Source organism: Endozoicomonas sp. ONNA2 (assembly GCF_024606365.1).
Lineage (GTDB): Bacteria > Pseudomonadota > Gammaproteobacteria > Pseudomonadales > Endozoicomonadaceae > Endozoicomonas.
Genome location: NZ_JAHHPO010000869.1, coordinates 1 through 2,453 on the forward strand (window position 1 = coordinate 1; position 2,453 = coordinate 2,453).

The window sequence follows — 2,453 nt, forward strand, 5'->3', positions numbered from 1 at the left end:
AGAACGCCATTGGTATTGTGGACGATTGTTTTACCAGTAGTTTTTGAGCACTTACGGCCGTTCTTATCTGTACCAAGAGAGGGAACCGGCCATGACAGAAAACAGGATTACCATGCGTAAGCTACTAGAAATACTCCGGATGCGGTTTGGCAGCCAACTCAGCTTCCGACAAATTTCCCACAGTGTACGAGTCAGTGTGGGGACGGTATCCAACTACGTTAAGGCCTTTCAGGAATCGGAATTAAGCTGGCCCCTGGCAGAGGATATATCTGAGCTTGAGCTTATTCAGGTGCTGTTTCCCGATGCCTCGATAGCCAATCGAAAAGGGTTGATTGATCCTGACTGGGCTGAGGTGCATCAGGAACTGAAGCGCAAGGAAGTGACCAAACAACGACTCTGGGAAGAATACTGTCAGGCTCACCCCCTCAATGCCTACAGCTATGCCCAGTACTGTCACCGTTACCATCATGGGGTGGTTGTCAAAAACGATCTATACGACAGCTGAACAATGCAGGTGAAAAGTTATTTGTTGATTATGCCGGGCCAACCATGCCAATCATCAACCCGGACACCGGCGAAATTGCCCACAATGCCCAAATATTTGTGGCTGTGCTGGGAGCTTCCAACTATACCTACGCTGAAGCGACTCTGTCACAAAAAACAGAGGACTGGCTGGGGTCTCATGAACGGGCCTTTGAGTTCTTTGGTGGGGTGCCGGAAATTGTTGTGCCAGACAACCCAAAGTGCGCAGTTATCAAGGCCTTTCGGTACGAGCCGGATCTCAACCCGTCATACCAGCACCTGGCTTGTCACTACCAGGTGGCAGTCATTCTGGCACGTCCCTACAAACCCAAAGACAAGGCCAAAGCAGAAGTCGGTGTACAGGTAGTGGAGCGGTGGATACTGGCCAGGCTTCGTCATGAAATGTTCTTTACCCTGGCAGAGCTGAACCTGCGGATACGTGAGCTGTTAATCGAACTGAACCTGAAGCCCTTTAAGCAGTTGCCAGGAACGCGACGTAGTGCGTTTGAACAACTGGATGAATCAGCCCTTAAGCCACTGACAAAGCAACCTTTTGTGTTCGCTGAGTTTATCAAGGCCCGGGTGAATGTGGATTATTATATTATCTGCAAGGGGCACGCCTACTCGGTTCCCCATCAGCTTGCCAGGCAGGAAGTAGAAGTACAGGCGACTGAGCACTGCGTCACGATCTACGCTAACGGTAAAGTGGTGGCCAGCCACGCTCGCAAGCACACACGTGGATTTACGACGTTAGCAGTTCATATGCCGGAACGACATCGTCACCATCAGGATTGGACGCCTGAGCGTTTACTTAACTGGACTAACGACATTGGTCAGTAAGTCTATTGTTTTATTCAATCACTGCTGGATAGCAAGGAGCATCCTGAACAAGCCTATCGAGCTTCACTGGGGCTGCTAAACCTGCAGCGGGAATATGGAACTGAACGACTCAACAACGCCTCAACAACGCCTGCGCCCATGCCAGGAACATCGGGGGTTATCGGTTAAAAAATGTCCGATCAATCCTCCAGTCAGGCAAAGACCTGATGCCATTGGAGCCACAGTTAAAAAAAACGACAGGCCCCTTGCATGATGATCACGAAAATATTCGTGGCGCTATTTGCTATCAATAACTGGAGGCGAACATGATCAATGAAACACTGGCTCGCCTTAGGTCACTGCGACTGACCGGAATGGCAGATGCCCTCAATCAACAGCTGGATCAGCCGGGCACCTACAGTAGCCTTAGCTTTGAAGAACGACTGGCGTTGCTTACTGAGCAGGAAGAAACAGAGCGAAACAATAAACGTCTGGCTCGGCTGCTCAGAAGCGCCCGGTTTAAACTGGTTGCCCGAATACACGACATTGACTATGAACACCCCAGAGGTCTCAAACAGAACCAGATGGCCAGCCTGTCTGGAGGAGGCTGGCTTGACCGGTACAGGAACCTGTTGATCACCGGACCTTGTAGTTCCGGTAAGAGCTACCTGGCCTGCGCCCTTGGGCACATGGCTTGTCTGAAAGGCTACAGTGTCCGGTACTATCGGATGTCCAGACTACTGGATGAACTGATCCTTGCCCACGGTGATGGCAGCTACAGCAGGCAGTTGAAACAACTGGCAAAAGTAGACTTGCTGATTCTGGACGACTGGGGCCTGGAACCACTGACGCAGCAACAAAGGAACGATCTGCTGGAAGTCATGGATGACAGGCACGAGCAAAGTTCCACGTTGGTTACCAGTCAATTGCCCACCCGGAAGTGGCATGCCAGCATTGGTGATGAAACTCTGGCCGACGCCATTCTTGACCAGCTTATGCACAATGCCCACCGGATTTAACTCAAAGGCGAATCCATGCGCAAAAAGCTTGGAAAATTGGACGCAGTTGAACACCTGGTCTAAAAATCACACTGGGCAATGTGTAAGGAGTTC

Annotated in this window: 1 protein-coding gene and 1 pseudogene; both read left to right on the forward strand. The window is 50.8% G+C overall.

Annotated elements, in window-relative coordinates:
- Positions 1-91 precede the first annotated feature (91 nt).
- Positions 92-1,655, forward strand: a pseudogene (gene istA / locus KDK14_RS21815) (IS21 family transposase).
- 12 nt (positions 1,656-1,667) lie between these two features.
- Positions 1,668-2,360 (forward strand): IS21-like element helper ATPase IstB, encoded by a 693-nt coding sequence (istB, locus tag KDK14_RS15440; RefSeq protein ID WP_257266064.1) that lies wholly within the window; start codon positions 1,668-1,670, stop codon positions 2,358-2,360.
- Positions 2,361-2,453 lie beyond the last annotated feature (93 nt).